Genomic DNA, 514 nt, shown 5'->3' with positions numbered 1-514 from the left:
GTTTTCAGACGACCTCGTTTTTATTCGCAACCTGTCCCTCTCCCGTCTGGTGGGAGAGGGCTGGGGAGAGGGTGGCTCTACGGTTCGCACGAATTTTATTACCTAAAATCGCAAAGCCACCCCCATCCTAACCTTCCCCCGCCGGACGGGGGAAGGGACAGGTTGCGGTTGCTGCAATGAGTAGCGTGGACTTTGCCCGCGAGATAAATGCCGGAATGGATGTCCATTCGGCTGTTGTCTGATTTGGATTTTCAGGTGGTAGATTTCGTGGGCAAAGCCTACGCTACTTGAGTTATCCCAAGCCTGTATTGATTGAATAAACGAGGTCATCTGAAAAAATCGGGAACGAGTTTCTCCAAAACTCAAATCCCAAAGTTTTCAGACGACCTCGTTTTTATCTGCAACCTGCCCCCTCTCCCGTCTGGCGGGAGAGGGCCGGGGAGAGGGTGGTTCTATGGGTTGTACGAATTTGATTTTATTACCTAAAGTCGCAAAGCCACCCCCATCCTAACCT

It is taken from the genome of Neisseria sp. HMSC065D04 (genome assembly GCF_001815675.1).
Classification (GTDB): domain Bacteria; phylum Pseudomonadota; class Gammaproteobacteria; order Burkholderiales; family Neisseriaceae; genus Neisseria.
This window is presented reverse-complemented; position numbering follows the sequence as displayed.